Below are 20,207 nucleotides of genomic sequence, written 5' to 3'. Positions count from 1 at the left end.
ACAGGCGGGCCTTGCCCTTTCGAGGGACGATCGCAGAGGATGCCCGATGGGGACCGGGGCCCCCGTGTCGGTAACGGCAGGGGCGGACCGCTACCCGGAGTACATATCAGGAGACAGCGATGTCCCATGAGGCTCGTGAGGCCCAAGAGCCTGAGACCCCGCATCTCGACTTCGCAGGCACGACGCCGTACGAGGACTACGTCAAGGCGGACGTGCTCACCCACCTTCAGCACACTCTGTCCGACGATCCGGGAGAGATGGTCTTCCTGGTCACCACGCAGGTGATGGAGCTGTGGTTCACCGTCATCGTCCACGAGTGGGAGACCGCCGCGCGGGCCCTGCGCGAGGACCGGGTGCCGGTGGCGATCGACGCGCTGAAGCGTTCCGTACGGGAGCTGGAGGCGCTGAACGCCTCCTGGAAGCCGCTCGGACAGCTCACCCCGGCCCAGTTCAACTCGTACCGCTCGGCCCTCGGCGAGGGCTCCGGGTTCCAGTCGGCGATGTACCGCCGGATGGAGTTCCTGCTCGGCGAGAAGTCCGCGTCGATGCTGGTCCCGCACCGGGGCGCGCCGCGCGTCCATGCCGAGCTGGAGAAGGCGCTGCACGAGCCGAGCCTGTACGACGAGGTGCTGCGGCTCCTCGCCCGGCGCGGGCACGCCGTCCCGGCCTCCGTCCTCGATCGTGACGTCTCGCGGCGGTACGACTCGTCCCCGGAGGTGGAGGCCGTCTGGACGGCCGTCTACTCCGGCGATTCCAGCGACGAGGTCGCCCGGCTCGGCGAGGCGCTCACCGATGTCGCCGAGCTGGTGTGGCGCTGGCGCAACGACCACCTCGTCGCCACCCGGCGCGCGATGGGCGCGAAGCCCGGGACGGGCGGCTCGGCCGGCGTGGCCTGGCTGGAGAAGCGCGCGCAGAAGAACGTGTTCCCCGAGCTGTGGACGGCGAGGTCCCATGTCTGAGCTGGCAGTCAGGGCGGAGAAGCTGGACGCCGTCGACGAACTGGCCGCCAAGCGTGCCGAGTTCGTGCTCGACGAGGCTGTGTACCTGGACGGCAACTCGCTGGGCGCGCTGCCCGCGGCCGTTCCGGGCCGGGTGGCGGACGTCGTCGGCCGCCAGTGGGGCGAGCTGCGCATCCGTTCCTGGGACGAGAGCGGCTGGTGGACCGCGCCCGAGCGGATCGGCGACCTGATCGCTCCGCTGGTGGGGGCGGCGCCCGGGCAGATCGTGGTCGGCGACTCCACCAGTGTCAACGTCTTCAAGGCGCTTGTGGCGGTGGTACGGATGGCCGGCGAGGGGCGCGACGAGATCGTCGTGGACGCCACCACCTTCCCGACCGACGGGTACATCGCCGAGTCGGCGGCCCGGATGACCGGGTGCACGCTGCGGCCGGTGACCCCGGCGGAGGTGCCGGGTGTGCTGTCCGGCCGTACCGCCGCGGTGCTCCTCAACCACGTCGACTACCGCACGGGCCGGCTGCACGACCTGCCCGGCCTCACGGCCGCGGTGCACGCGGCGGGCGCGGTGGCCGTCTGGGACCTGTGCCACAGCGCGGGCGCGCTGCCGGTCGGCCTGGACGAGCACGGCGTGGACCTCGCGGTCGGCTGCACCTACAAGTACCTGAACGGCGGCCCGGGTTCACCGGCGTACCTCTACGTACGCAGTGACCTCCAGGACCGTTTCGACTCGCCGCTGCCCGGCTGGAACTCGCATGCCGAGCCCTTCGGCATGCGCAGTGCGTACGAGCCGGCGGCGGGTGCGGTCAGGGGCCGGGTGGGCACGCCGGACATCCTGTCGATGCTCGCCCTGGAGGCGGCCCTGGAGGTCTGGGACGGCGTCCCGATCGACGCCGTGCGCGCCAAGTCCCTCGCCCTGACGGACTTCTTCCTGGAGTGCGTGAGCGCGTACGTCCCCGAGGGACGCGTCGAGTCGCTGACTCCCGTGGCGCACGGGGAGCGGGGCAGCCAGGTCGCGTTGCGGTGTTCCCCCACTCTCGGCTCCGCTCGAGCGGGAGGTGCCCCCATCGCCGGGGAGGTCATGAAGCGGCTGATCGAGCGGGGGGTCGTGGGTGACTTCCGGCATCCGGATGTGCTGCGGTTCGGCTTCACGCCGCTGTACGTGGGGTTCGCGGACGTGGAGCGGGCGGCGCGGGTGCTGGGTGAGACCCTTTCGGCCGGCGAGTTCACGGCAGGAAGCGGCCGACGAACTGGGTGAGGCCGGTGACGGCGGCGAGCACGGCGCTGACACCGCCGGCTCCCGCCGTCAGCGAGTCGAGCAGACCGCGCACGGCGCTCCGGTTCGGCCGCTCCCGCTGGAGCTGGGTGCCCAGCTCCTCGGTGTCCTCGCGCAGCCGGTCGGCGTCCGGGAGGACGGCGGCGTACTGGGCGAGGAGGCGCTGCAACTCGTCCAGGCGACGCCGGAGTTCGGCGGCGTCCTGCGACTCGCCGCCGTACCCCTGGTAGTGCTGCACGTACTGGCCGTGGTTGATCGTGCCGCCGCTGATCTCGTTGTCGTGGAAGCTGAAGTCGCCGCCGCTCGCCATGGTCCGTGTCTCCTTCGGGTGGGGGCGTCAGCCCCGCTGGGCGGACTGTCCGGGGGCCGGGCCGCCGCCTCGGCCGGGCCTCGCGCCGTTGCGTACGTACTGGCCGTGGTTGATCTCGCCGCCGCTGACCTTGTTGTTCCGGAAGCTGAAGTCGCGGTTGTCGTTGAAGATGTTCTGCTGGAACCGCTGGAAGCTCTCCGAGTCGATTCCCCTGGAGTCCAGGAAGTCGGTGATCGTGAGCATCAGGTGCTGCTCGGTCGTCTGCAGGATCCGGCTCTGGTCCCGGTCGAGGAAGTAGCGGCCGGGTTCCAGTCCGCGCGCGATCTCGCGGATGCTCATACCGGCCCCGTAGTCGAAGAGGTAGCCGTCCCGGATCTCCCGCCGCTGCCGGCGCCGGATCGCCGAGGCCGCGCCGTCCGCCGCCGCCCGGCGGGCCAGCGCCCGTGGCGCGGACAGCAGCGCGGGCAGCAGCGCGGGCAGCACCCGGGGCCCGGCCGCCGCCAGGGCCCGTACGGCGCAGCCCGCGGACGACCGGCGGGGCAGGTGGTCGACCCCGTAGTACACGCGCCGCATCGGCAGCAGCACGTACGCCGACCACTCCAGATACAGCGTCCCCTTGACCTGCACCGAGCGCAGGAACATGGTCAGTACCAACTGGCCGCTCCACGCCGGGACCTCGACACTCACGTACGACCGTCTGGTGGCGCTCAGTCCGCCCGGAACCGCGCGCATGAGCGGTACCGGGATCCGGGTCACCGGCGGGCGGAGCGGGTCGGGCAGCAGGTCGCGGTCGCGGGTCAGGTCGCGGCCGTCGACGAAGAGGCGTTCCTCCGCACGCAGATTGGCCAGCCCGAGCTCCCGGGCGGCCGTGATCAGCGCGTCGTACAGCTCGCCGGTGCTGAACGGCCGGGGATCGCGTCGGCCCCTGCCCTCGGGCAGCGGTGTGCCCCTGCGGATGTCGATGGGTATGTCCCACTCGCCGACCTGGTCGCCGCTGCCCGCGAACGGCCAGAAGTCGGAGCACACGATCACGTTCCCGGCCGGCCGTTCCGCCACGGCGGCCAGCCGGTCGCGGGCCCGCCCGCTCACCGGGCCCGGCGCGTCGCCCGGGTCGAAGCGGCCGTGGGTCATCTTCCGGCGCAGGACCAGGTATTCGGTCACCCAGGTGTCCAGGGCGAGCACCAGCCAGGCCACGGCCAGCAGGAGGACGGCGAGCACGGCGTACCTCTGCCACCAGTCGCCCAGCGACTCCAGCGATCCGGATGTGAGCTCGTCCTGATGGCTCAGGACACCCTGGGCGATGGTGATGAGAAGCGTTGACAGGACGGTCAGGAGCGCGAGGTCCCGGAGCAGGCGGCGCCGGCGGGCGGACAGTGCCCAGCGGGTCACGACGCCGAGGTCGGCGCCGAATACCGGGGCCAGGGCCCGGAAGGGTTCGTCGATGACCTGGCGCACGACGAGATCGGCGAAACCGATGTCGAGCTGGGTCGCCGCGGCGAGGTAGCGGGTCGTCGCCGAGCGGGCGTCGTCCTGGACCGGGGGCGGCGGCGCGTAACTCGGCGGCGGATCCGGCGGATCGCCCGCGGCGTTGCGCGGATCGCCGGGCGGGCGCCGGGTGCGGTAGGCGCCGAGGTCCGTGACGGTGTCGGCGTTCGGCGTCCCCTGGTGAAACGTCAGGAACATCGACCCGAACTGCAGCAGGTCGCCCTCGGCCAGCCGCACGGGTCTGCCCGGTTGAACCCGTTCGCCGTTGCGCAGTACGCCGTTGCTGGAGTTGAGGTCGTCGAGCCAGACGCCGTCGCTGCCCCGGCGTAGTTCGGCGTGGCGCTTGCTGACGTCGGGCGCGGACAGGCGGATGTCGCCGAACCGCCCCACGACGTGCGCGGCCCGCGTCAACTCCCATACGGTGCCTGCCAGCCGCGCGGGCGCGGTGACGACGAGACGCGGTGAACTGTCCCCGTTCCCGGTCGGCATGGTGATTCCCCCGTTCCGCAGCCCCCGTGCCGGCCCTTCGCGCACATGCGTCACGCACGACCGGAACCCTCTGCGATGCCGACCATGTTCGGCGTGCGCCGTTACGTCGCGCAATCCACAAAATTGAGGATGGCGCGGAGGTGGCGCGGCGGCCCCCGGCACGGCCGCGCGGACGCGTACGGTGCGCCCACGAGTACGTACGGTGCCAGGCGCGGCGGACAAAACGGCCCCCTCGGTGCACTCGGCAACCCGTGGGTCGTCCCCTCGCGGGGTACCCGGTCGGCGTAGCTGAACAGTGGAACCGGTTGGCCCTCACTGAGCGTGACATCCGTGTGTCCGCGCACGTCACGGGCCTGATACCGTCCCCGCCAACGGCCGAATTCTCTCCTGATACGCCAAACCGGGTCCGCCAAGGCCGTTTCGTCGCTGAGAGGTTGGAGCATGTCGGACGACGCAGCAGCAGCCCGTGCCGCCGCAGAAGAGGAGTCGGCCTTCTCGCACCCCGCCGTCGACCCCGACTCCACCGCCTCGTACGGCGACCATCCCGACCAGGTGATCGACTTCTACGCCCCGCGCGCAGAGGTGGGTCCGGGCGGTCCCGTCCCCCTGGTCGTCGTGCTGCACGGCGGCGCCTGGCGCGCTCCGTACGACCGGCGGCACATCACCCCGTTCGCGGACTTCCTCGCCCGCCGGGGCTTCGCCGTGGCCAACGTCGAGTACCGGCGCGGTGCCTCGATCCCGGCGCAGGGCGGCACCGGCCCGGTCGCGGGCCGCTGGCCGGACACCTTCGACGATGTGGCCGCCGCCCTGGACGCGCTTCCCGCGCTCGTCCGGGAGGCCCTCCCGCAGGCGGACCCGCGCCGTACGGTCGTCACCGGTCACTCGGCGGGCGGCCACCTGGCCCTGTGGGCGGCGGCCCGGCACGTCCTGCCGGCCGACGCTCCCTGGCGCACCGGCGGACCCGCCCTCCTGCGCGGTGTGGTCGCCCTCGCCCCGATCGCCGACTTCGCGGTCGCCGAGAAGCTGGAGGTGTGCGGGGGAGCGGCGGGCCAGCTCCTGGGCGGCGACGAGCACTTCGCCGACCGTCAGCCGTACGCCGACCCCGCGCTGCTCCTCCCCACCGGCATCGCGACCACGCTCGTCCAGGGCCGTACCGACGTGGTCGTCCCACAGGCGGTCGCCGAGGCGTACGCGGAGGCGGCGGCGAAGTCGGGGGAGGTGGTGGGGCTGACGCTGCTGGAGGACGTCGGTCACTTCCCGTTGATCGACCCGGCGGCGGACGCCTGTGCGGTGGTCGCGGAGGAGATCGCGCAGCTGGCCTGGTGATGCCTCCCTCGGCCCCTCGGCCCCCCTGGTCAGGCAGGTGGGTGCCGGGCTAGCGTCCCTGCATGGCAGCTGCTTTTGACCTCGCCTTCGACCCCTGGGACGCCGGGTTCGTCGCCGACCCGTACCCGGCCTACGCCGAACTGCGTGCCCGGGGCCGCGTGATCCACTACGAGCCCACCGACCAGTGGCTGGTCCCGCACCACGCGGACGTCTCGGCGCTGCTGCGTGACCGGCGGCTGGGGCGGACGTACCAGCATCGCTTCACGCACGAGGAGTTCGGCCGGGGTGCGCCGGCGCCGGAGCACGAGCCGTTCCACACGCTCAACGACCACGGGATGCTCGACCTGGAGCCGCCGGACCACACCCGTATCCGGCGCCTGGTGTCGAAGGCATTCACTCCGCGGACGGTGGAGCGGCTGAAGCCGTACGTGCACGGGCTGGCCGGCGAGCTGGTGTCCGCCCTGGTGGAGGCGGGCGGTGGCGATCTGCTGGCGGACGTGGCGGAGCCGTTGCCGGTCGCGGTGATCGCGGAGATGCTGGGCATCCCCGAGTCGGACCGGGCCCAGTTGCGGCCCTGGTCGGCGGACATCTGCGGGATGTATGAGCTGAGCCCGTCGCAGGAGACGGCGGCGAAGGCGGTGCGGGCGTCGGTCGAGTTCTCCGACTACCTGCGGGAGCTGATCGCGGCCCGGCGCAAGGAGCCCGGCGAGGACCTGATCTCCGGCCTGATCGCCGCGCACGACGAGGGCGACCGTCTGACGGAGCAGGAGATGATCTCGACGGCGGTCCTGCTGCTGAACGCGGGCCACGAGGCCACGGTGAACGCCACGGTCAACGGCTGGTGGGCCTTGTTCCGCAACCCCGGTCAGCTGGCTGCTCTGCGCGCCGACCACTCGCTGATCCCGTCCGCCGTCGAGGAGCTGATGCGCTACGACACCCCGCTCCAGCTCTTCGAGCGCTGGGTGCTGGACGAGATCGAGATCGACGGCCAGGTGATCCCGAGGGGCGCGGAGATCGCCATGCTCTTCGGCTCCGCCAACCACGACCCGGCGGTCTTCACCGACCCCCGCCACCTGGACCTGACCCGGAAGGACAACCCGCACATCTCCTTCAGCGCGGGCATCCACTACTGCATCGGCGCCCCCCTGGCCCGCATCGAACTGGCGGCCTCCATGACGGCCCTCCTGCAGCAGGCCCCGACGCTGAGCCTGGCGGCGGAACCGGAGCGGAAGCCGAACTTCGTGATCCGGGGCCTCAACGGGCTGAGCGTCGCGACCTGACGCGCTCGACCAGGGCCCACAGGCCGAGGGAGACCGCGATCCCGCCGAGGACCGCCAGGGGCAGCTCGGCGTAGAGCACGCTCCAGTCGGGCCCCTGCTCGAAGCGCTGGAACCGTCCGCGGAAGCCGACGGACCACATCGCGAGTCCGGTGCCCGCGCCGACGGCCATGGTCAGGCATCCTCCGGCGGCCTGCGCGCGCTGTCCCATGCCTGTCATGGACGCGCGCAGGCCGTCCGGAGGTTCCCGCTGCCGGTCGGTCTGCCGGTCAGCTTGTGATGTCCCGCTGCCGCAGCCCCGCCAGCCCACCGGCCACCAGCACCGCCGCGAGCCCCGTCAGAGTCAGCACCGGCCCCCACGCCATCTCCCCGCCCGGCAGTTTCGGGAGATGTCCGAACGGTGAGAGGTCCAGTACGAGCCGGGGGGCGTCGAGGGCCGGGCCCACCCAGCCGATCAGCAGGACCGCGCCGGCCACGCCCCAGGACGCCATCGCCAGCCGGGGTGCCACGCCGTACAGCAGGACCGCCAGCCCGCCGATGACCCACACCGCCGGGAGCTGGACGAGGCACGCCCCAAGGATCGGGCCGACCTCCTTGCCGTAGCCGACGGCGAAGCCGAGCCCCGCGAGGAGCATGATCAGGGCGGATCCGCCGAAGGCGACCGACAGGTGGCCGGTGGCCCAGCGCAGTCGTCCCACGGCGTTCGCCAGCACCGGTTCCGCCCGCCCGGAGGTCTCCTCGCCGTGCAGCCGTAGGACGGAGGAGACCACGTACAGTGCCGCGATCAGGCCGAGCATGCCGATCATCGAGGCGAGGAAGGCGTCCGTGAGGGCGCTGTGGCCGCCCATTCGTTCGAAGATCTCGCGGGCCTTGTCGTTGTCGCCGACCAGGTCGGCCGCTCCGTCCGTCATGCCGCCGTAGGCGACCCCGGCGAGGAAGAAGCCGATGCTCCAGCCGAGCACGCTGCCGCGTTGCAGCCGCCAGGCCAGCGCCCCGGCGGTGGCCAGACGGCCGGAAGCCGGGCCCGGGCGGGTCGGCAGGAAGCTCATGCCCACGTCCCGGCGTCCGGCCAGCTCGTAGGCCGCGGCCCCCTGGATCAGCACGGCCGCCGCGAACAGCAGCAGCACCCACCACCGTTCGCCGGCGAAGGACCGCAGGTTCTCCAGCCAGCCGAGCGGGGACAGCCAGGTCAGCACCGACGAGCCGTCGTCCGTCGCCGAGTCGCCCGCAGCGCGCAGGACGAAGGCGGCGCCCAGGACCGCCGCCGTCAGACCGCGGGCCAGGCGTGCGCTCTTCGTCAGCTGGGCGATGATCGCCGCCATCGTGGCGAAGACCATCCCGACGGCCGCGAGCCCGAGCCCGAAGGCCAGCGCCCCGGCCACGCCCTGTCCGGCCAGTCCGGCCGTGACGAGCAGCGCCAGTACGGCGTTGGCGACCGCCGCCGCGAGCAGCGCCGACGTCAGCGAGGCCCGCCGGCCCACCATGCCCGAGGCCAACAGCTCCTGGCGGCCGCTCTCCTCCTCGTCCCTGGTGTGTCGTACGACGACGAGCAGGCTCATCACCGCGGCCAGGGCGCCCGCGTAGACGCCGACGCGCCACGCCGTCAGTGCGCCGAGCGAGTCGTCGAAGACCGGGCCGATCAGCGCGCGCAGGGAGGAGTTCGTCGCCATCTGCTGCATGAGGTCGGCGCGCTGGGCCGGGGTGCCGTACAGGCCCTTGAGGGTGTTCGGCATGGAGAGGACCATCAGGGTGTTCACGGCCACCCAGACGGGCATCATCAGCCGGTCGCGGCGCAGCGCGAAGCGCAACAGGGCGCCGGTGCCGGTGAGTTGCCTCAGCGCGATCGTGCTCACCTTGGCACCTCGTCCTGGTAGTGCCGCAGGAACAGCTCCTCCAGCGTCGGTGGCGTCGACGTCAGCGACCGTACGCCGGACGCGCTCAACGACCGCAGTACGGCGTCGAGCTTGTCCGTGTCGACCTGGAGCCGGACCCTCCGGCCCTGTACGTCGAGGTCGTGGACGCCGGGGAGATGCGCCAACCCATTGGGCGGGCCGGCGAGTTCGGCCGTCACGCTGGTCCGGGTGAGGTGCCTGAGGTCCGCCAGTGAACCCGTCTCGACCGTGCGCCCCTTGCGGATGATGCTCACCCGGTCGCAGAGTTCCTCGACCTCGCTGAGGATGTGCGAGGAGAGCAGGACCGTACGGCCCCGGTCGCGCTCCTCCTCCACGCAGCGCTGGAAGACCTCCTCCATCAGCGGGTCGAGGCCCGACGTCGGCTCGTCCAGGATCAGCAGGTCGACGTCCGAGGCGAAGGCGGCGACGAGGGCGACCTTCTGCCGGTTGCCCTTCGAGTACGTACGCCCCTTCTTGGTGGGGTCCAATTCGAAGCGTTCGATCAGGCCGGCGCGGCGCTTGGTGTCCAGGCCTCCGCGCAGGCGGCCGTACAGGTCGATGACCTCGCCGCCGGAGAGGTTGCGCCACAGGGTCACGTCGCCGGGGACGTAGGCGATCCGGCGGTGCACCTCCACCGCGTCCGCCCACGGGTCGCGGCCGAGTACCTGCGCGGCGCCCGAGTCGGCGCGCAGCAGGCCGAGCAGGACGCGGATGGTGGTGGACTTGCCGGAGCCGTTGGGGCCGAGGAAGCCGTGGACCTCGCCGGTCTCGACGACCAGGTCGAGGCCGTCGAGGGCGTGGGTCCTGCCGAACGACTTGTGCAGTCCGGAGACGGTGATGGCCTTCGTCATGCTTCAGAAAGTACGCTACTTTCAGAAACTTGTGAAGTTAGAGAAGAGTCTGAATCGCCGGATAGGATGGTCCCCATGACAGACGTGGCGGGACGCGACTCGGAGGCGGTCTCGAAGTTCGTGGAGAGCTTCGCCGCGCAGCTCGTCGAGGCCGGCATGCAGCGGATGCCGGCCAGGGTCTTCGCGGCCCTGCTGTCCTCGGACTCGGGCACGCTGACCTCCGCCGAGCTGAGCGAACAGCTCCAGGTCAGCGCGGCCGCCGTCTCCGGGGCCGTGCGTTACCTGGCCCAGCAGCACATGGTCTCCCGCGAGCGTGAGCCCGGTTCGCGGCGGGAGCGGTACCGGGTGCACAGCAACCAGTGGTACGAGGCGCTCACCAACCGGGAAGCGGTCCTCAAGCGGTGGGAAGGGGCCTTGCGGGAAGGCGTCGCGAGCCTTGGCGCGGACACCCCGGCGGGACGCCGCATGGCCGAGACGCTCGCCTTCTTCGAGTTCGTCGACGGCGAGATCGCGGCCATGATGGAACGCTGGCGCGTCCACCGGGACCAGGTGTTCGGCGCTTCCTAGCGCCCCTTCGTCCCCTCCGGGATTCTCACCTCGACGACGGCAACGACGAGGGCAGCGTCAACCCCAACCCGCCCTCCCGCACCGTCCACGTCCGCCTCCGCACCGGGCCCCAGATCCCCGCATCCGCCCGGTACCGGAAGTCCGCCCCGGACACGGTCACCAGCCGCCCCCGCGCCAGCAGTGGCGCCGCCTCCGCGCCCACCGACGCCGGCCGCACCTCCACCGCCGCCGCTCCGGCGCCGCCCGGCGTTACCGACACCGCCTCCACCGGCTGGTCCAGGTCGACCAGCGTCACCCCGTCGACCTCCACCCGCAGCCGGGACGGCCCGGGCCGGGGCGCGGCGACGGGGGACGGGCCCCTGGACGGCCGGGTCGGCACCAGCGTGCGTACGAGTGACTGGCACGTCCGCAGCCAGGGGTGTGCCGGGTCGGCCGAGGGTTCCGGTTCCTCCGGCGTCCGGAACACCGGAAGCGGCGGTATCCGCAACGCCCCCAGCACCACCCCGTCACTGTCGTCGACCAGCAGGTCCAGCCGCCGCTCGGCCCCGTCCAGCACGGCCCGCGCCGCCGCCACGGTCCCCGTCGGCACCCCCAGCGAACGGGCCACCGACAGCGCACTGCCCACCGGCACCACCGACAGCACGCATCCGGCCAGCTCCCGCTGCCGGTGCAAAAGGGACACCGCCCGCACGAGTGCCCGGTCGTCGCCGATGACCACCGGCCGACGGGAGCCCCGTCGCGCCAGTGCCCGGGCGAATTCCTCGGGCCCGTCCGGCAGGCACACCTTCGTCGCCGCACCCCCGCTGAGCACGTCTTTCGCGATCCGTACGGCCTCGCCGTCCGTCTGCCGGGCGACCGGGTCGATGACCACCAGCAACTGGTCGGAAGTCGCCACCTCGGTCATGCCTCGCTTCCTCGGGTAGCATCTTGGTGCAAGAGCCCCTTGCGCTATTGCGCCAGGGGCTTCGTCTATTCCGGGGCATCCGGGTCCGACGGGTTCGCGGCCGACGACGGCCGTCGGTGGCCGACGATGGTCGCCGGTGTACAAGGCACAAGGCCGTGCCGCGTACGCCCCTGACCTTGGACATGCCCCGCCCGGAAGGGGTGTACGCGCGTGCCCGCACTTGTGCTGCTCGGTGCTCAGTGGGGTGACGAAGGCAAGGGAAAGGCGACGGACCTGCTGGGCGGCTCCGTCGATTATGTGGTGCGCTACCAGGGCGGCAACAACGCCGGCCACACGGTAGTCGTGGGCGACCAGAAGTATGCCCTTCACCTCCTCCCTTCCGGAATCCTCTCCCCGGGGTGCATCCCGGTCATCGGCAACGGTGTCGTCGTGGACCCGTCGGTCCTGCTCTCCGAGCTGAGCGGTCTGAACGAGCGCGGCGTCGACACGTCCAAGCTGCTGATCAGCGGAAACGCTCACGTCATCACGCCGTACAACGTCACCGTCGACAAGGTGACGGAACGCTTCCTCGGGAAGCGGAAGATCGGCACGACGGGGCGTGGCATCGGACCGACCTACGCGGACAAGATCAACCGCGTGGGCATTCGGGTGCAGGACCTGTACGACGAGTCGATCCTGACCCAGAAGGTCGAGGCGGCCCTCGACGTCAAGAACCAGATCCTCACCAAGCTGTACAACCGCCGCGCCATCGCCGTCGACCAGGTGGTCGAGGAGCTGCTGGGCTACGCGGACAAGCTCCAGCCGTACGTCGCCGACACGGTCCTCGTCCTCAACCAGGCGCTCGAGGACGACAAGGTGGTCCTCTTCGAGGGCGGCCAGGGCACGCTGCTGGACATCGACCACGGCACGTACCCCTTCGTCACGTCGTCGAACCCGACCGCCGGCGGTGCCTGCACGGGTGCGGGCGTGGGCCCGACGAAGATCAGCCGGGTCATCGGCATCCTCAAGGCCTACACGACCCGCGTCGGCGCCGGCCCCTTCCCGACGGAACTGTTCGACGAGGACGGCGCCGCGCTGCGCCGTATCGGCGGCGAGCGGGGTGTCACCACCGGCCGTGACCGCCGCTGCGGCTGGTTCGACGCGGTCATCGCCCGCTACGCGACCCGCGTGAACGGCCTGACCGACTTCTTCCTCACCAAGCTCGACGTCCTCACCGGCTGGGAGGAGATCCCGGTCTGCGTCGCGTACGAGATCGACGGCAAGCGCGTCGAGGAACTCCCGTACTCGCAGAGCGACTTCCACCACGCGAAGCCGGTCTACGAGACCCTCCCCGGCTGGTCCGAGGACATCACCAAGGCGAAGTCCTTCTCCGACCTCCCGAAGAACGCCCAGGCGTACGTGAAGGCCCTGGAGGAGATGTCCGGCGCCCCGATCTCCGCGATCGGCGTGGGCCCGGGCCGGGACGAGACGATCGAGATCAACTCGTTCATCTGAGGTCGTGCGGTGACAGGAAGAGGGGCGCCCCTTGGGGGGCGCCCCTCTTTCGCCGTTTCCGTTAATTGACCCGGGCATGACCTGCCCCTGGTTCCCGGCGGACCCGGCAGCCGCCACGCTCTACGCGTGTAGTCCCCGCACGGCTCACCCGTCTACCGCGTCCTCCCAGGAGCCCCGTATGCCCATCACCCCCATGAACCGCCGGGAGTTCATGCACAAGTCGGCCGTCACCGGTGCGGCCGCAGCCGCCGCGGGGACCGTCGCGGCCGCCGCGCCCGCCGAGGCGGCCGACCGGACGCCCGAACACCCGCCCCGCACCTGGTCGTTCTCCATACTGGGCACGACCGATCTGCACAGCCACGTGTTCGACTGGGACTACTACACCGACGCCGCCTACAAGGACAGCAAGGGCAACTCGGTCGGCGTCGCCCGCGTCGCCACGCTCGTCAAGCAGCAGCGGGAGGCGAAGGGCGAGGACCGCGTCCTGCTCGTCGACGCCGGCGACATCATCCAGGGCACATCACTGGCGTACTACTACGCTCGCGTGGACCCCATCACCGGAGCGGACGGCAAGAAGGGGCCCCAGCACCCCATGGCCGTCGCCATGAACCACATGCGCTACGACGCCGCCGCCCTCGGCAACCACGAGTTCAACTACGGCATCGACGTGCTGCGCAAGTTCGAGAGCCAGTGCCGTTTCCCGCTGCTCGGCGCCAACGCGCTCGACGCGAAGACGCTCCGGCCCGCCTTCCGGCCGTACACCGTGAAGCGCGTCCGCGTCCCGGGCGCGCCGGACATCAAGGTCGGCATTCTCGGCCTCACCAACCCCGGAATCGCCCTGTGGGACAAGGACAACGTCAGCGGCAAGATGGTCTTCCCCGGGCTGGTCGAACAGGCGAAGAAGTACGTCCCGCGCCTGCGCGCCCTCGGCTGTGACGTCGTCTTCCTCACCGACCACTCCGGGCTCGACGGGTCCACGTCGTACGGTGACGCGCTCCCGTACGTCGAGAACGCCTCCAACCTCGTCGCCGAGCAGGTCCCCGGCATCGACGCGATCCTCGTGGGCCACACGCATGTCGAGGTCTCCTCGTACACCGTCAAGAACGAGGAGACCGGCGAGGACGTCCTGCTCTCCGAGCCGTACTGCTGGGGCTACCGGCTGAGCGTCTTCGACTTCGAGCTCGAACTCCGCCGCGGGCAGTGGAAGGTCACGAGCAAGAAGGCCCAGACCCTCAACCCCAACGGTGTCGACGAGGACCCCGAGATCACCAAGCTTCTCCAGGCGGACCACGAGCTCGTGGTGAAGTACGTCAACACCCCTGTCGGCACCTGCACACAGGACCTGTCGGCGGCCGAGGCGTGCTGGAAGGACGTACCCGTCATGGACTTCATCCACGAGGTACAGATGAAGACGGTCGCGGCGGGCCTCTCCACCTCCGACGCCGCACTCCCGCTCATCTCCGTCGCCGCGCCCTTCAGCCGCACCGCCGACATCCCGGCCGGCGACGTCACCATCCGCGACATCGCCGGGCTCTACATCTACGACAACACCCTCTACGGCAAGAAGCTCACCGGCGCCCAGCTCAAGGACTACCTGGAGTACGCGGCGAAGTACTACCACCAGGTGCCGTCCGGCACGGCCGTGGACACCGCCACCCTCACCAACGCCAACAGCTTCTGGGACTACATGTACGACACGGCGGCCGGTGTCTCCTACGACATCGACATCGCCCAGGCCGAGGGCTCGCGGATCAAGAACCTCACCTACAACGGCACCGCGGTCGCCGACGACCAGGTCTTCGTCGTCGCCGTCAACAACTACCGCGCCAACGGCGGTTCGGGCTACCCGCATATCGCCGCCGCCGACATCGCCTACAGCTCCACCAACGAGATCCGCCAGCTGATGATCGACTACGTGACGGCGAAGGGGGCCCTGGACCCGGCCGACTTCGCAGCCGCCAACTGGAAGCTGACACAGTCCGGGACGCCGGTGTTCTGAGGTGTCGCCCGGGCACTTCCTCAACCAGGCGTGCAGTCGTGGCAGTTGAGCGGAAGGCCCAGGCAGGGATGCAAGGACAGGGTCAGTCTGCGGTCGATGGACGCGCGTTCCGTCGTGAGGTCGGCGGAGTCCGGCGGAGGGGTGAGCGCGTACGGCAGCGAGGTGTTGAGCACGGCGAGTGTGGCCGCCTCCTGCTCCTTCCCTCGCGGCAGGTGTTCCGTCACGTGGTTGCTCAGCCAGTGCCAGGCCTCTTGGTGCCACACGGTCGTCGGCCGCAGCACTGCGGCATGCGCCAGCGTCGGATCGGTCCGGGCCATGGCCCCGACGACAGGGTGCTCACGCAGCAGACGGGCCGCCCGCACGACGATGCGAACCGGGACACACCGCGGCGGCGGCAGCGGTCCCGGTACTTCGCGTGCGACCTCCAGCACGCGTCTGAGTTCCAGCAGCGTGGCGTCCCGGATCAGCACCTGGGGACTGGCCCAGTTCCGGTAGAGGAACGCGCGGTTGGTGTCGGCCAGGCGGGCGATGTGGGTCACGCCGGCGCGCCGGGGACCGTGCTGGGCCAGCGCGTCCAGCGTCGCGCGTGGACGGAGTGCGGGCAGGCGGCGACTTCGACACAGTTGCCACCGCCGCCGTCGCTGTACGACGACTTGCGCCAGGCGTAGGCGACCTCGACGCAGTTGCCGCCCCCCGCCATCGCTGTAGCTGGACTTGAACCACCGAAGGGCTCCGGCGCCTGTCATTGCTCTCCCCCTGCCAACCGCTCGATGAGGCTCAGTGAGTCGTCGGGGACACTTCCGCCGGATCGCTGACCACCCTCCTCCTGTGTGAACTGTTGTTGCTCACGCAGGGCTTTCGCCAGCGCGGCAACGAGATGTGCCGTGCCGCCCGCCTCCACCTTGTTCCCGGCCCGCGCCAACGCGGTCACCCCCCGAACTCAACCGAACTCAACCGGTCACCAACACCCCGCACCCGTTCCCGACCGTCATGAACAGTCGACGCAGAGTTATGGAAGAACGTAACCCGGCCTGCGGAAACTGTCCTCATGAATACGGAAAGTGACGAGGAAACCTCGGCGAACCCCCACTCGTCCCTGAGATGCCGGGCTGGATTCCCGCGACGGGCATCCAACTCCGCAAGGCGGGCGTGCAGTTCGACGCGATCCGGGTCGACGGCGACGAGGGCCGCGCACTGGCGGACCGGCTGGCCAGAATGACGGGCGGCGACCCGGGCCCGGTGGTCGAAGCGGCGAGCGGGAAGCGGGCGGTCTACTTCCTCGTACGCGCCGGAAGCACCGCCGGGTCCAGAACCTGGCCTCCGGCAGGTCGGCCGACGCGGCGTGGCCGGCAAGTTCTGAGCGGTACCTGAGCGGGGGGCACCTGCGGGTGGGTTCCCCGCAGGGGCTCTCCCCGGTCGGGCGCTGCCCCTCAGCTGAACACGATCATCGACCCCTGCGCCAGACTCCGCGTCGCCGCCGCGTGCAGCCCGAGCCAGACGTGCCGCTCGCGCCCGAACGGACTGGGGTCGTACGGCGCCGGTACGGCGGGTTCCTCCAGCTCCGTGGGAGCGGACGGCGGGCTGGGTGCCGCCGGAGGGTTCGCCGGGTCGATGCCGATCGACGGGGCGACGAACTCCAGCTCCCGCAGCAGCGACTGCGAGGAGCCCAGCGGGCCGCCGCCCGCGAGCAGTTCGTCGTTGGACAGGGGCTGCGGGAAGTCCACGGGCACGTACGCACCCGCGTGGTCGTAGTGCCAGACCAGGTGCGACTGCTGGGCCGTCGACTCGAACATCTCCAGAAGCTGCTCGTAGTCGCCGCCCAGATCGTCCACCGGTGTGACCGGCAGCCCGCACACCTGGAGGAGATAGGCGCGGCGCAGGAAGTGCAGGGCGTCGTAGTCGAAGCCGGCCACGGGGGCGACCTCGCCGGACAGGCCCGGCATGTACTGGTACACCGGCACCGGCGGCAGCCCGGCTTCGGCGAGCACCTTGTTGTACTGCGCGAGTTCCTCGGCGAACGGGTTGTCGGGCGTGTGGCACAACACGTCGACGAGCGGTACCAGCCACAGGTCACAGGCCAAAGAGAGCTCCTCGCTCAGCGTGTAGCACGGCGGTCAGGGAAGGGAAGAGTAGTCGGTGCGGCACGGGTTCAGCTCCCCTCGTGCAGGTCCCATACCCACACCCCGCCGGTCCACTTACCGGGCCGGCCCACCAGCTTCTCCAGGGCCTGGCGCAGCAGGGTGTCGTTGGGCTGCGGGGCGAGGACGAGTACGCCCGCCTTCCAGAAGGCGAAGTCCCGTGCGGCCTGCGCCTGCCAGTTCTTGCCGATCGTCGGGACCTTGCCCGAGTAGCGGATGTCCCGCAGCAGGTTGGAGGTGTAGCGCGGGGAGGCGCCGTAGATGCCGATGCGGTCGTCGCCGTAGGGGCCGTTGAAGTAGCCGCCGGGGAGTTTGAAGCCCAGGTGCGCGGCCGTCTGCCAGTGCAGCGCCTCCGCGTTGCCGGGGTCGGGCAGCGGCACCGGGACCAGGCTCTCGCCGTCGCGGACGTACGACTTCCACATGCCGTCCGTGATGAAGGCGGGGACGTCGGGGCGGGCCGTCGACTTCAGGGGGGCGGGTATGAGGGGGAGCAGGGCGAGGGAGACGGCCAGCAGTCCGGCGTACACCGTGCCCAGGCGTCGGATCGCCGCCAGCCGTTCGACCGCGAGTGCGAGGAGCATGCCCAGCGCGGGGGCGCAGACCATCGCGACCCGGCCCTCGATGACCGACTCGAACAGGGGCTTGTCGGAGAGGAGGGCCCAGGGGCCGGGGAGGACCGTGTCGGTCAGCGGGATGCGGATCTTGGGGCCCAGCGACAGTACGGCCGCCGCCAGTGCCGTGAACGCCAGCGCCTTGACCACGGCCCGCTCCCACAGCCGTACGACGATCGCGAAGGCGAGGAGGGCCAGCGGCCAGCCGTAGAAGGCGTTCTGCTCCGTCGGGTTGAGGGAGAGGGCGTTCGCGCGCTCCGCGTCGCCCGCGATCAGTGAGCGTTCGGAGAAGGAGAGCAGGGCGAGGGGGCTGTTGCCCGCGTTGTCGCCGTGCAGGACGCTCTGGTAGCTCTGCGGGCCGGCGAACTGCCAGGCCAGCGGGTAGCAGATGATCGGCAGACAGACCGCGGCGGCGATCAGCAGGCCGCGTAGCAGCGGGCGCCAGGCCGCCTTCGCCACGTCCCGCCGCAGGACCCCGTAGGCGACGGCGAACAGCAGCATCCCGATCGACGCGAGCAGCAGGGGCTCTTCGCCGAGGAAGACCTGGTAGGCCGCCATCAGGCCGAGGATCACCGCGTCCCGTACGACCCGCGTGCCCGCGCACAGCCGCAGGGCGCGGTCGATGATCAGCGGGATCATGAACAGGATCACGAAGTTGGGGTGGGCGTTGGCGTGGCTGACCATCGGCGGGGCGAAGGCGGCCAGTGAGGCGCCGAGGAAGGCCGCGGCCCGCTGCCGTACGACCCGTTTCACGATCAGCCAGTACCAGGCGGCCGCGGTGGCGGCCAGGCCCAGGGTCATACAGAGGCTGAGCGCGATCGCGGGGCCGAAGAGCAGGGTGATGGGGGCGAAGGGGACGGACAGGCCCAGCATGACCGTGTTGGCCATGAGGTTCACACCGTCGGGGAAGCCCTGGAGGTCGGTGAAGAGCGGGTTGCGCAGATGGGCGACGCTGTCGGCGGTGACCGCGAAGAACCACTCCCACTGGTTCTGGTCCTGGAGGGAGTCCGGGAGATAGCGGTGGGACGGGTCGAAGAAGCGGCCCGAGTACAGGGCCGTCGCCATGAGGAGGAAGAGGATGGCCACGAAGGCGTCGGCGGGGCGCAGGGCGCGGGCCTTGAGGCGGCCGAGTTCGCCGAGGACCCGGGCGTAGTCCAGGGGCCGCAGCTTCGAGCCGGACTGGTGGGACCAGGTCACCGGGACCTCGGCGACCGGCCAGTCGGCCCGGCGGAAGTGCTGGAGGACTTCGACGTCGATGCCCCAGCCGTTGAGCCGGGAGCCGGCGAAGGCGGCTCGCGCCTTGTCGCCGTCGAACAGCTTGAAGCCGCACTGGGTGTCGCGTATCCCGGGGACCGCGACCCAGCGTATGAGTAAGTTGCCGGCGCGGCCGAGCAGTTCACGCAGCCGGTGCTGGTGGTCGCCTATCGTCGCGCCCGGGACCGAGCGGGAGCCGGCGGCTGCCGCGTTCCCTTCGCTCAGCGCCTTGTCGAGCTTCTCCAACTCCTCGATCGGTGCCGCCAGGTCGGCGTCCGTGAGCAGCACGCGCCGACCGCGCGAGGCGGCGACGCCGAGCCGCAGGGCGTGGCCCTTGCCCCGGTTGCGGGGGCTGGTGACCAGCTGGATCCGGGGGTCCCGGCGGGCGGCGACGATCTCGCGGGTGGCGTCGGTGGAGCCGTCGTCGGCGACCACGACCTCCCACTCGCCCCAACGGCCCTCGGGTTCGCCCAGATAGCGGGTGATCGCGTCGAGCGTCGGGCCGAGCCGCTGCTCCTCGTTGTAGGCGGGGACGATGACGGACAGCTCGATGGTGCTCCCCCCGGCGGCGCTGATCCGTCCGGTGCCCGGGCCGCTCATCCGCCTGCCACTCGCTCGATGACGGCCAGGGAGTGCGCGTTGTACTCCGCGACGATCGATCGGGCGGCGGCGGTGTCGCGTTGAGCGAGGGCGTCGACCAGCCGGGTGTGGCCGGACCACAGGTGGCCGCGCAGGTCGGCCACCCGGCGCAGGTGCTGCACCGTGCACACCCAGGACTGCACCCGCAGCCGGTGCAGGAAGTCGACCAGGTAGGGGTTGCCGAACAGGGAGCTGAGCTCGCGCCAGAACCGCAGGTCGTAACCGATCAGGACGATCAGGTCACCGGCGTCGGCGGCGCGCTGTGCCTCCTCGCCGCGCCGGCGCACCCCCGCCACGGCGGCGGCGACCCGCGGGTCATCGAGGTTCTGGAAGCCCTTGTGGCCGGATTCGAGCGCGTGGAACATGCCCTCGACGACCAGTCCGCGGGCCTCGATGATGCCCCGGAAGTCCTCGAACGAGTACTCGTGCACGCGGAAACCGCGGTGCTGGTCGGCCTCCAGGAGGCCCTGCGCGGAAAGATCGACGAGCGCCTCGCGCACCGGGGTCGCGGAGACCCCGTACTGCTCGGCGATCTCCTTCACCGTGAACTCCTGCCCCGGCTGCAGCCGCCCGGCCAGCACCTCGTCACGAAGGGCGTCCGCGATCTGCTGTCGCAGGGTGCTGCGGGTCACGGCGCCGTTGCCGCTGGGGCCGGGCATGGTCAGGGTGTCTCCCTCGTCACGTGGAAGGGGCGTGCTCGTCCGCGTCGCTCGTGTACATCTACGAGCACGCCACCTTACGC

Annotated in this window: 17 protein-coding genes and 2 pseudogenes; 8 read left to right on the top strand and 11 right to left on the bottom strand. The window is 71.0% G+C overall.

Annotation, left to right across the window (positions count from 1 at the left end):
- The first annotated feature begins 119 nt into the window (after positions 1-119).
- Entirely contained in the window at positions 120-959 is an 840-nt protein-coding gene (locus tag ABT114_RS05050; RefSeq protein ID WP_351138713.1) for a tryptophan 2,3-dioxygenase family protein, read from the top strand.
- Positions 952-2,211, top strand: a complete 1,260-nt coding sequence (gene kynU / locus ABT114_RS05045; protein WP_351138711.1) for a kynureninase — start codon at positions 952-954, stop codon at positions 2,209-2,211. The genes ABT114_RS05050 and kynU overlap by 8 nt, the downstream gene beginning before the upstream one ends.
- Here the strand turns inward: kynU and ABT114_RS05040 are convergent.
- Positions 2,180-2,539, bottom strand: a complete 360-nt coding sequence (locus ABT114_RS05040) for a DUF5955 family protein (RefSeq protein ID WP_351138708.1) — start codon at positions 2,537-2,539, stop codon at positions 2,180-2,182. The two genes, kynU and ABT114_RS05040, sit on opposite strands and share 32 nt — an antisense overlap.
- Positions 2,540-2,566: 27 nt before the next feature.
- Positions 2,567-4,513, bottom strand: coding sequence for an FHA domain-containing protein (locus ABT114_RS05035; RefSeq protein WP_351138706.1), 1,947 nt, complete (start codon positions 4,511-4,513; stop codon positions 2,567-2,569).
- Between the two features lie 441 nt (positions 4,514-4,954).
- Between ABT114_RS05035 and ABT114_RS05030 the strand changes: the two genes are divergently transcribed.
- Together ABT114_RS05030 and ABT114_RS05025 are read left to right on the top strand one after the other, a co-directional pair.
- Positions 4,955-5,839, top strand: coding sequence for an alpha/beta hydrolase (locus ABT114_RS05030; RefSeq protein WP_351138703.1), 885 nt, complete (start codon positions 4,955-4,957; stop codon positions 5,837-5,839).
- 62 nt (positions 5,840-5,901) lie between these two features.
- Positions 5,902-7,119 (top strand): cytochrome P450, encoded by a 1,218-nt coding sequence (locus ABT114_RS05025; protein WP_351138700.1) that lies wholly within the window; start codon positions 5,902-5,904, stop codon positions 7,117-7,119.
- Here the strand turns inward: ABT114_RS05025 and ABT114_RS05020 are convergent.
- The 3 genes from ABT114_RS05020 to ABT114_RS05010 all read right to left on the bottom strand — a co-directional run bounded on the left by ABT114_RS05020 (position 7,094) and on the right by ABT114_RS05010 (position 9,859).
- A complete protein-coding gene (locus tag ABT114_RS05020; protein WP_351138698.1) occupies positions 7,094-7,327 on the bottom strand; it encodes a hypothetical protein in 234 nt (77 codons plus the stop codon). The genes ABT114_RS05025 and ABT114_RS05020 overlap by 26 nt on opposite strands.
- 58 nt (positions 7,328-7,385) lie before the next feature.
- A complete protein-coding gene (locus tag ABT114_RS05015) occupies positions 7,386-8,894 on the bottom strand; it encodes an ABC transporter permease (protein ID WP_351139498.1) in 1,509 nt (502 codons plus the stop codon).
- A gap of 71 nt (positions 8,895-8,965) precedes the next feature.
- Complete coding sequence (locus ABT114_RS05010; protein WP_351138695.1) at positions 8,966-9,859, bottom strand: ABC transporter ATP-binding protein; 894 nt, start codon at positions 9,857-9,859, stop codon at positions 8,966-8,968.
- Between the two features lie 75 nt (positions 9,860-9,934).
- On the opposite strand from ABT114_RS05010, the gene ABT114_RS05005 reads away from it, so the two are divergent.
- A complete protein-coding gene (locus ABT114_RS05005) occupies positions 9,935-10,426 on the top strand; it encodes a GbsR/MarR family transcriptional regulator (protein WP_351138693.1) in 492 nt (163 codons plus the stop codon).
- 25 nt (positions 10,427-10,451) lie between these two features.
- Here ABT114_RS05005 and ABT114_RS05000 read toward each other — a convergent pair whose 3' ends face one another.
- Positions 10,452-11,330, bottom strand: coding sequence for a diacylglycerol kinase family protein (locus ABT114_RS05000; RefSeq protein WP_351138691.1), 879 nt, complete (start codon positions 11,328-11,330; stop codon positions 10,452-10,454).
- 210 nt (positions 11,331-11,540) lie between these two features.
- Between ABT114_RS05000 and ABT114_RS04995 the strand changes: the two genes are divergently transcribed.
- A complete protein-coding gene (locus tag ABT114_RS04995; protein WP_351138689.1) occupies positions 11,541-12,824 on the top strand; it encodes an adenylosuccinate synthase in 1,284 nt (427 codons plus the stop codon).
- A gap of 178 nt (positions 12,825-13,002) precedes the next feature.
- Positions 13,003-14,823 (top strand): bifunctional metallophosphatase/5'-nucleotidase, encoded by a 1,821-nt coding sequence (locus ABT114_RS04990; RefSeq protein WP_351138687.1) that lies wholly within the window; start codon positions 13,003-13,005, stop codon positions 14,821-14,823.
- 20 nt (positions 14,824-14,843) lie between these two features.
- Here the strand turns inward: ABT114_RS04990 and ABT114_RS04985 are convergent, their stop codons facing one another.
- The gene (locus tag ABT114_RS04985; protein ID WP_351138685.1) at positions 14,844-15,362 is read right to left on the bottom strand and encodes a hypothetical protein; all 519 of its coding nucleotides are present in this window, start codon (positions 15,360-15,362) and stop codon (positions 14,844-14,846) included.
- Positions 15,359-15,569: pseudogene (locus ABT114_RS04980) on the bottom strand (DUF397 domain-containing protein). Before ABT114_RS04980 ends, ABT114_RS04985 begins: the two are co-directional and overlap by 4 nt.
- Positions 15,570-15,924: 355 nt before the next feature.
- Between ABT114_RS04980 and ABT114_RS04975 the strand changes: the two are divergent.
- A pseudogene (locus tag ABT114_RS04975) lies at positions 15,925-16,143 on the top strand (bifunctional DNA primase/polymerase); the annotation flags it as partial.
- A 110-nt stretch (positions 16,144-16,253) separates the two neighbouring features.
- Here ABT114_RS04975 and ABT114_RS04970 read toward each other — a convergent pair.
- The 3 genes from ABT114_RS04970 to ABT114_RS04960 all read right to left on the bottom strand — a co-directional run bounded on the left by ABT114_RS04970 (position 16,254) and on the right by ABT114_RS04960 (position 20,124).
- A complete protein-coding gene (locus tag ABT114_RS04970) occupies positions 16,254-16,904 on the bottom strand; it encodes a putative DNA-mimic protein (protein WP_351138683.1) in 651 nt (216 codons plus the stop codon).
- Positions 16,905-16,972: 68 nt separating this feature from the next.
- Complete coding sequence (locus ABT114_RS04965) at positions 16,973-19,426, bottom strand: dolichyl-phosphate beta-glucosyltransferase (protein ID WP_351138681.1); 2,454 nt, start codon at positions 19,424-19,426, stop codon at positions 16,973-16,975.
- Positions 19,423-20,124: a GntR family transcriptional regulator gene (locus ABT114_RS04960; RefSeq protein ID WP_351138679.1), complete on the bottom strand. Its 702-nt coding sequence runs from the start codon at positions 20,122-20,124 to the stop codon at positions 19,423-19,425. Before ABT114_RS04960 ends, ABT114_RS04965 begins: the two co-directional genes overlap by 4 nt.
- Between the last annotated feature and the right edge of the window lie 83 nt (positions 20,125-20,207).

Source organism: Streptomyces sp. NPDC002088 (genome assembly GCF_040296605.1).
Classification (GTDB): domain Bacteria; phylum Actinomycetota; class Actinomycetes; order Streptomycetales; family Streptomycetaceae; genus Streptomyces.
The sequence above is the reverse complement of the archived record's forward strand: the minus strand, read 5'-3'. Positions and strand labels throughout refer to the sequence as shown.

What these genes read in the sequence shown, in the direction of transcription:
- kynU (WP_351138711.1), top strand. Translation starts at nt 952, where the DNA reads ATGTCTGAGCTGGCAGTCAGGGCGGAGAAGCTGGACGCCGTCGACGAA.
- ABT114_RS05000 (WP_351138691.1), bottom strand. Translation starts at nt 11,330, where the DNA reads ATGACCGAGGTGGCGACTTCCGACCAGTTGCTGGTGGTCATCGACCCG.
- ABT114_RS05015 (WP_351139498.1), bottom strand. Translation starts at nt 8,894, where the DNA reads ATGATGCCCGTCTGGGTGGCCGTGAACACCCTGATGGTCCTCTCCATG.
- ABT114_RS05035 (WP_351138706.1), bottom strand. Translation starts at nt 4,513, where the DNA reads ATGCCGACCGGGAACGGGGACAGTTCACCGCGTCTCGTCGTCACCGCG.
- ABT114_RS04965 (WP_351138681.1), bottom strand. Translation starts at nt 19,426, where the DNA reads ATGAGCGGCCCGGGCACCGGACGGATCAGCGCCGCCGGGGGGAGCACC.
- ABT114_RS05025 (WP_351138700.1), top strand. Translation starts at nt 5,902, where the DNA reads ATGGCAGCTGCTTTTGACCTCGCCTTCGACCCCTGGGACGCCGGGTTC.
- ABT114_RS04960 (WP_351138679.1), bottom strand. Translation starts at nt 20,124, where the DNA reads ATGCCCGGCCCCAGCGGCAACGGCGCCGTGACCCGCAGCACCCTGCGA.
- ABT114_RS05050 (WP_351138713.1), top strand. Translation starts at nt 120, where the DNA reads ATGTCCCATGAGGCTCGTGAGGCCCAAGAGCCTGAGACCCCGCATCTC.
- ABT114_RS04990 (WP_351138687.1), top strand. Translation starts at nt 13,003, where the DNA reads ATGCCCATCACCCCCATGAACCGCCGGGAGTTCATGCACAAGTCGGCC.
- ABT114_RS05030 (WP_351138703.1), top strand. Translation starts at nt 4,955, where the DNA reads ATGTCGGACGACGCAGCAGCAGCCCGTGCCGCCGCAGAAGAGGAGTCG.
- ABT114_RS05005 (WP_351138693.1), top strand. Translation starts at nt 9,935, where the DNA reads ATGACAGACGTGGCGGGACGCGACTCGGAGGCGGTCTCGAAGTTCGTG.
- ABT114_RS05040 (WP_351138708.1), bottom strand. Translation starts at nt 2,539, where the DNA reads ATGGCGAGCGGCGGCGACTTCAGCTTCCACGACAACGAGATCAGCGGC.
- ABT114_RS05010 (WP_351138695.1), bottom strand. Translation starts at nt 9,859, where the DNA reads ATGACGAAGGCCATCACCGTCTCCGGACTGCACAAGTCGTTCGGCAGG.
- ABT114_RS05020 (WP_351138698.1), bottom strand. Translation starts at nt 7,327, where the DNA reads ATGGGACAGCGCGCGCAGGCCGCCGGAGGATGCCTGACCATGGCCGTC.